Source organism: Kitasatospora sp. NPDC058218, assembly GCF_042882445.1.
Classification (GTDB): domain Bacteria; phylum Actinomycetota; class Actinomycetes; order Streptomycetales; family Streptomycetaceae; genus Kitasatospora.
Genome location: NZ_JBHVWC010000135.1, coordinates 1 through 7,388, shown reverse-complemented (window position 1 = coordinate 7,388; position 7,388 = coordinate 1). Strand labels below are relative to the sequence as shown.

4 protein-coding genes are annotated in these 7,388 nt (G+C 73.8%); 1 reads left to right on the top strand and 3 read right to left on the bottom strand.

The annotated features are described in order from the left end of the window. Positions 1-154: 154 nt before the first annotated feature. From cimA to ACFVYI_RS41985, 3 genes are all read right to left on the bottom strand, one after another. Entirely contained in the window at positions 155-1,807 is a 1,653-nt protein-coding gene (cimA, locus tag ACFVYI_RS41995; protein WP_387895325.1) for a citramalate synthase, read from the bottom strand. Positions 1,808-2,175: 368 nt separating this feature from the next. Beyond that, positions 2,176-3,288, bottom strand: a complete 1,113-nt coding sequence (locus ACFVYI_RS41990) for a branched-chain amino acid aminotransferase (protein ID WP_387895322.1) — start codon at positions 3,286-3,288, stop codon at positions 2,176-2,178. A 248-nt stretch (positions 3,289-3,536) separates the two neighbouring features. Further along, complete coding sequence (locus ACFVYI_RS41985; RefSeq protein ID WP_387895320.1) at positions 3,537-4,574, bottom strand: 3-isopropylmalate dehydrogenase; 1,038 nt, start codon at positions 4,572-4,574, stop codon at positions 3,537-3,539. A 281-nt stretch (positions 4,575-4,855) separates the two neighbouring features. Here ACFVYI_RS41985 and ACFVYI_RS41980 point away from each other — a divergent pair, with 281 nt between their 5' ends. Further along, positions 4,856-7,363 (top strand): YfhO family protein, encoded by a 2,508-nt coding sequence (locus ACFVYI_RS41980; RefSeq protein ID WP_387895317.1) that lies wholly within the window; start codon positions 4,856-4,858, stop codon positions 7,361-7,363. Positions 7,364-7,388: the final 25 nt, after the last annotated feature.

The window sequence follows — 7,388 nt, the reverse complement described above, 5'->3', positions numbered from 1 at the left end:
CAGCGCCAAGAGCGCCCTCATCACCCTCGTCGAACACGCCCTCCTCGCCCGCCTCCGCTGAGCAAGCCCCACGCCGAACCGAAGCGAACAGCAGCACCGCCGAAACGATGCGGCCCACGGACCCGGGGGTCCGTGGGCCGCATCGTCGCGGGGCTCAGCCTGCGTACGGCTCCAGGCCGGCCCGCAACAGGCCGTAGGTGTAGGCGTCGTCCAGGGCCAGCCAGGACGCGGCGATCACGTTGTCGGCCACGCCGACGGTGGACCAGTTGGAGGTGCCGTCGGTGGACTCGATCAGCACCCGGGTCTTGGAGCCGGTGCCGTGCTGGCCCTCCAGGATGCGGACCTTGTAGTCGACCAGCTCCAGCGTGGCCAGCTGCGGGTAGATCCGCTCCAGCGCGGTGCGCAGCGCCTTGTCCAGCGCGTCGACCGGGCCGTTGCCCTCACCGGTGGCGATCCGGCGCTCGCCCTTGGCCCAGAGCTTGACCGTCGCCTCGTTGCCCGGGCTCCCGGCCCCGGCCTCCGGACGCGGTGACCCCCACGGCCCCTGCTCGCTGATGGTCCGCCAGGACTCCAGGGTGTAGAAGCGCTCGCGGCTGCCGCGCACCTCGTCGCGGAGCAGCAGCTCGAAGGAGGCGTCGGCGGACTCGTAGGTGTAGCCGAGGTTCTCCTGCTCCTTGACCTTGGCGACCACCCGGCCGGCGAGGTCCCGGTCGCTGGAGAGGTCGTAGCCGAGCTCCTTGCCCTTGAGCTCGACCGAGGCGCGGCCGGCCATGTCGGAGACCAGCATCCGCATGGTGTTGCCGACCGTCTCCGGGTCGATGTGCTGGTACAGGTCCGGGTCGACCTTGATCGCCGAGGCGTGCAGGCCGGCCTTGTGCGCGAAGGCGGAGTGGCCGACGTACGGCTGGTGGGTGGAGGGGGTCAGGTTGACCACCTCGGCGACGGCGTGCGAGATCCGGGTCATCTCGGCCAGGCTGCCGGGCGGCAGCACCCGCCGGTCGTACTTGATCTCCAGCGCGCCGACCACCGGGAACAGGTTGGCGTTGCCGACCCGCTCGCCGTAGCCGTTGGCGGTGCACTGCACGTGGGTGGCGCCCGAGTCCACCGCCGCCAGGGTGTTGGCGACGGCGCAGCCGGTGTCGTCCTGGGCGTGGATGCCGATCCGGGCGTCGGGCTTGTAGGTCCGGCAGTCGGCGAGGACGTCGGCGACGATGTCGCGGACGCCGGCCGGCAGCATCCCGCCGTTGGTGTCGCAGAGCACCACCACGTCGGCGCCGGCCTCGTGCGCGGCGCGGACCACGGCCAGCGCGTAGGCGCGGTTGGCCCGGTAGCCGTCGAAGAAGTGCTCGCAGTCGATGAACACCCGGCGGTCCTGGGCGCGCAGGTACGCCACGCTGTCCCGGATCATCTCCAGGTTCTCGTCCAGGGTGGTGCGCAGCGCCAGTTCGACGTGCCGGTCGTGGGCCTTGGCGACCAGGGTGACCACCGGGGCGCCGGAGGTCACCAGGGCGGCCAGCTGCGGGTCCTCGGCGGCCTTGCCGCCGGCCCGCCGGGTGGCGCCGAAGGCGACCAGCTGGGCGTGCCGGAGGTCGAGTTCGGCGGCGGCCCGGGCGAAGAACTCGGTGTCCCGCGGGTTGGCGCCGGGCCAGCCGCCCTCGATGAAGCCGACCCCGAACTCGTCCAGGTACCGGGCGATGGTCAGCTTGTCGGCCACCGTGAGGTTGATGCCCTCGCGCTGCGCGCCGTCGCGCAGGGTGGTGTCGAAGACGTGGAAGCTGTCGTCGGTGCGATTGCTGGCCTGGGTCATGGCCCTGGGTCTCCGTTCCGGGAGGTTTGGTACTGCTCTGCCGGTTCTGATCCGGCTCCACTGTCCAGCATCCCGCGCGCGCCCGGTGTCGCTCGGCCCCTTGTGGGGGCTCCGGCCGGTCCGGGGTGTGCCGTTCGGGGCGGGCCCAAAAAGCAAAAGACCCCTCGCGGGTGCGAGAGGTCTGCGCGCGGGTCTGGACGCTGGTGGTCGCTCCGCGTCGGGTACTGCGGGAGCGGTCACTGCGGACCGGCGCGCCTGCTGCTAATAATCAGCGAAAGCGAGGACACGCTCGCAGTCTGGCACACCCCCCGGACTCCGGCCCGGCCGTCTCGCGATCCGAAACGGCGCAGGCCGGAGGCGGTTCAGAATCAGACGATCTTGTGCAGCCAGCCGTGGGTGTCGGGCTGCTGACCGCCCTGGATGGCCAGCAGCGCCCGGCGCAGCTCCATGGTGGTCGGGCCCGGCTCGCCGGCGCCGACGGTCCAGTCCCCGCCGCGGGACTTGACCGAGCCGACCGGGGTGATGACGGCGGCGGTGCCGCACGCGAAGACCTCGGTGAGGGTGCCGTCCGCGTTGCCCTGCTTCCACTCGTCGGTGGAGATCTTCCGCTCCTCGACGGCGTAGCCGAGGTCGCCGGCGAGCTGGAGCAGCGAGTCGCGGGTGATGCCGGGCAGCAGCGCGCCGGAGAGCTCCGGGGTGACGATCTTCGCGTCCTTGCCCTCGCCGAAGACGAAGTACAGGTTCATGCCGCCCATCTCCTCGATCCACCGGTGCTCGGCGGCATCGAGCCAGACGACCTGGTCGCAGCCCTTGGCGGCGGCCTCGGCCTGGGCGACCAGCGAGGCGGCGTAGTTGCCGGCGCACTTGGCGGCGCCGGTGCCGCCCGGCGCGGCGCGGACGTAGTCCTCGGAGAGCCAGACCGAGACCGGCTTGACGCCACCGGAGAAGTAGGCGCCGGCCGGCGAGGCGATGATCATGAAGAGGTAGGAGTTCGCCGGGCGCACGCCCAGGCCGACCTCGGTGGCGAACATGAAGGGCCGCAGGTAGAGGCTCTGCTCCGGCTGGTTCGGGACCCAGTTCTGCTCCTGCTGGACCAGGTGCTCGACGGCCTCGACGAAGGTCTCGACCGGCAGCTCCGGCATCGCCAGACGGCGGGCGGAGGCCTGGAAGCGCTCGGCGTTGGCCTCCGGGCGGAAGGTCGCGATCGAGCCGTCGGTCTGACGGTAGGCCTTGAGGCCCTCGAAGATCGACTGACCGTAGTGCAGCGTCATGTTCGCCGGGTCGATCTCCAGCGGCGCGTACGGCGCCAGCTGGGCGTCGTGCCAGCCCAGGCCCTCGGTCCACCTGATGGTGACCATGTGGTCGGTGAAGATCCGCCCGAAGCCGGGGTTGGCCAGCCGGGCCTCACGCTCCGCGTCGGACAGCGGGTGCGCGGAGGGCTTGAGGTCGAACGTGATGGGCGCCTGGGTGGGCGTGCTCATGGCTGTGTGTCCTTCACCGTGGGGTTGGTCCGGGCCGCCTCCGTCGGGTGAACGTTTCGGCGAACGAACGCACGACGGCACGGCCCACTGTCGATACTCGCATCCAGAGGGCCGTGCCGAACAGCCGCCAATCCCTCAGGGGAATCGGCAGCCGCGGTTGTGCGCTTGTGCGCCCCGGCCCCTTCGGCCGGAACACCGCTGGTCGGACCCGGCCTCCCGGCCGGATTCCGCGTGTCGGATCCGGCCCGTTACCCGGATACTCGGGCGGCGAGCGCGTCGCCGACCTGGGAGGTGGTCCGGGTGCCGGTGCGCCCGGTCAGGTCCGCGGCGACCGCGGTCTCGACCTTGGCGGCCTCGGCGGCGAAGCCGAGGTGGTCCAGCAGCATGGCGACCGACAGCACCGTGGCGGTCGGGTCGGCCTTGCCCTGGCCCGCGATGTCCGGAGCGGAGCCGTGCACGGGCTCGAACATCGACGGGAAGTCGCCGCTCGGGTTGATGTTGCCGCTGGCGGCCAGGCCGATGCCACCCGTGACGGCGGCGGCCAGGTCGGTCAGGATGTCGCCGAACAGGTTGTCGGTGACGATCACGTCGAACCGCTCGGGCTGGGTGACGAAGAAGATGGTCGCCGCGTCGACGTGCAGGTAGTCGGTGGTGACCTCGGGGAACTCCCGGCCGACCTGCTCGAAGATCCGGGTCCACAGGTGACCGGCGTGCACCAGCACGTTGTTCTTGTGGACGAGGGTGAGCTTCTTGCGCGGCCGCGCCTGGGCCCGGCGGTAGGCGTCCCGGACGACCCGCTCGATGCCGTAGGCGGTGTTGAGGCTGACCTCGGTGGCCACCTCGTGCTCGGTCCCGGTGCGCAGCGTGCCGCCGTTGCCGACGTACGGACCCTCGGTGCCCTCGCGGACGACCACGAAGTCGATCTCGGGGTCACCGGCCAGCGGCGACTTCACGCCCGGGAAGAGCCGGCCCGGCCGCAGGTTGATGTGGTGGTCGAAGGCGAAGCGCAGCTTCAGCAGCAGCCCGCGCTCCAGCACGCCCGACGGGACGCTCGGGTCACCGATGGCGCCGAGCAGGATCGCGTCGTGGGACTTCAGCTCCTCCAGCACGCTGTCCGGCAGCGTCTCGCCGGTGCGGTGGTAGCGCCGGGCGCCGAGGTCGTACTCGGTGGTCTCCAGCTTCACGTCGGCGGGCAGCGCCGCGCCAAGGACCTTGAGGCCTTCGGCCACCACTTCCTGGCCGATGCCGTCACCGGGAACTACTGCGAGACGAATGGTGCGAGACATGGTCGGACCCTACTCCGCCGTCCCAGGGGGTGACACCTCGCGTCCACTATCCGGACGCCCGATCGGGTGAGGTCGATGTCGACCGGGAACGGGCGGTCGAGCTTCGGCTGCTCGGGATTCCTCCCGTGCGGGCATCCTGACGGGCCCTCTCGGGCTACTCGGCCGGGTTCGCCCGCACGTCCCTCCCACGAGGGAGCGCGTGAGACCCCACTCGCGCCGGGGGCGCGCTTATGCTCACCTGCATCCGATCCGGCATTCCTCGTAGAACGGGGCATATCACCATGGCCGAGCGAGGGCGGGAGGTGCAGGTCTGCGCCGCGGCGGCCGGCCTGGCCATGGCCGGGTACGCGCTCGCCACCGGGCTGCGCGGGGCCTGGCCGCCCGGGTCCGCGCAGACGGCGGTGCCGTTCCACGCCCAGCTGTGGGACCTGGCGCACGGGCAGGCCCCCGGGGATCTGCTGTTCAACTGGAACAGCGGGTACGGGGCGCCGTTCCTGGCCGACTTCTTCGCCTACCTGATGAACCCGTTCTCCTGGCCGACCGTGCTGCTGCCCCGCGACCAGGGGCAGCTCGCGGTCTTCCTGGTGGCGCTGTTCAGCATCGGCCTGGGCACCGGCCTGATGGCCCACGCGCTGGGCCGGCTGCACGCCGGACCGCGGTGGCTGCGGGCGGTCACCTCCGTCGGCTACGGGCTCTGCGCCTGGGTGCCGGCCGTCGGCGGAGCGGCCCCGATGTGGCTCTGGGGGCTGGTCTCGCTGCCGCTGCTCGTCCTGGCCGGCGACTGGTGCCTGCACGAGCGGCGCTGGGTGGCCGGCACCCTCTGCGTCGCCCTCGCCTGGGCGGGCAACCTCTACACCGCCGCGATGGCCACCATCACGGCCGGCCTGGTGCTGGCGGTACGGCTGGCGGCCGTCCGGCGGCCGTTCAAGGCGGTGGTCCGGGTGACCGGGCGGGCGGTCACCGCGGCCGGCGTCGGGGTACTGATCGCCGCGCCCGTGCTCTTCGTCGGCGTCCGGGCCTCCCAGGAGGCCCAGCCCGAGTCCCCCGTCCAGCCGCTCGGCCCGTCCGGGCTGGGCGGGCACCTGGCCCAGCTGCTGCCCGGCACCCAGACCGGCCGACCGCTGCCGGACGTCTCGATCGGCCTGCTGGGCCTGCTGCTGGTGGCCGGGCTGCCGTTCAACCGGCGGGTCCGGGCCCGGGAGCGGATCGTCTGGTGCGGGCTGCTGGCACTGGTGGTGCTGAGCTTCGTCTGGACGCCCACCGTGCTGGTCTGGCACGGCCTGGCCATCCCGGCCGGCGGCCCGTACCGGGTGGCCTTCGTGCTCAGCGGGCTGCTGGTGCTGGCCGGCTGGGTCTCGCTGGCGCACCGGCCGGACGCGCCGACGCTGCTCGGCGGCGCCGCGGTGGTCGTCCTGGTGGCCGGGCTCGCGGCGGGGCAGCGCACGGTGCGGGTGTCCACCTGGGTGTTGCTCGCGGTGGGCGGCGCGGTGCTGCTCGCCGCGCTGTGGACGCTGGAGCGCCGGCACACCGACCGGCGGGCGGGCACCGCCGCCACCGCGGTGCTGGGCGGCGTGGTGCTCGGCGGCGCGGTCTGGTCGGCGTACGCCGCGCTGGGCACCCCGGCCGCCGGGACGGCCACCGGCGGCGCCGTCCGGGCCGCCCACGCGGCGCTGCGCCAAGCCGCCGACTGGCCGCGCGGCCGGAGCGACCCCGGGCCGCACGCCTTCACCCCGAACGACCCGCTGCTGCTCGACGGCCAGGGCGGCGGCTACTCCAGCGGCTACCTGCCCACCGTCACGGCGCTGCTGCTGCACGACCTGGGTGCCGGCTGGTCGGCCGGCGGACGGCTGACGCAGAGCGTCACCGACCCGGTCGGGCGGGCCCTGTTCGCCGTCCGGACCCACCTCGCCGACGGGCCGCCGCCGGACGGCTTCACCGTCGCCCGCTCCGCCGCTCCCCCGCTGGTCACCGTGCTCCCGGCGGGCGCCGCCCCGGACCCCTCCTCGGTCTGGTCCCGGCAGGAGTCGCTGCTCGGCAGCCGGGTGTACGACGTGCCCGAGCCCGTCCCGGCCGGCGGCCCGGCGCCCGCGGCGCACGGCAGCAGCGGCTGGTCCGTCCCCGCCACCCCGGCCGGCGAGGACGGCACCGCGTTCACGGCGGCCTGCACCCCGGGCGGCACCGCGTACTTCCACGGGGTCTGGTTCGACGGCACGGTGAGCGGCCTCGGCACGACGTACCGCAGCGACGGCGAGCAGCCGACCACCGCCGTGCCGATCCACGAACTCGGACCGGTGCCCGCCGACGGCCTGGTGCGGGTGGTGCTGCGCGCGGACGCCGTCACCCAGGTCCCGGCCCGGCCGATCGGCTGTCTGCGGCCCGGCGCGCTGGAGGCCGCCCTCGCCCGGCTCACCGCGACCGGCGCCGGCTCGGTCGCGGCCGGCGGGCACACCCTGACGGCCGCGCTCCCGCCCGGCAGCACGGGGACGGCGCTGCTCGCCGTCCCCGCCACCAGGGGCTGGACCTGCGCGGTCGCCGGCGGCGGGTTCGCGCCGCCGCGCGCAGTGCTGGGCATGATCGGCGTCCCGCTCGGCGCCGGAGCGGAGCGGATCACCTGCTCGTTCCGCCCGCCCGGCCTCACCGAGGGGCTCCTCCTCTCGCTGGCCGCGGCCGCCGTCACCGTCCTGACGGCCGTCTTCGGCCGGCTGCGCCACCGCCCCACCCGCACTCCGCGCCGGGTACGCCGGGCCGCCGCCGGCCCGGCGACCGGGAGCGGGAGCGGGAGCGGGTAGGGCCCGGACGGGAACGCCGCAGGGC

Coding starts and splice junctions, on each gene's coding strand:
- ACFVYI_RS41985 (WP_387895320.1), bottom strand. CDS start 4,574: ATGTCTCGCACCATTCGTCTCGCAGTAGTTCCCGGTGACGGCATCGGC.
- ACFVYI_RS41990 (WP_387895322.1), bottom strand. CDS start 3,288: ATGAGCACGCCCACCCAGGCGCCCATCACGTTCGACCTCAAGCCCTCC.
- cimA (WP_387895325.1), bottom strand. CDS start 1,807: ATGACCCAGGCCAGCAATCGCACCGACGACAGCTTCCACGTCTTCGAC.
- ACFVYI_RS41980 (WP_387895317.1), top strand. CDS start 4,856: ATGGCCGAGCGAGGGCGGGAGGTGCAGGTCTGCGCCGCGGCGGCCGGC.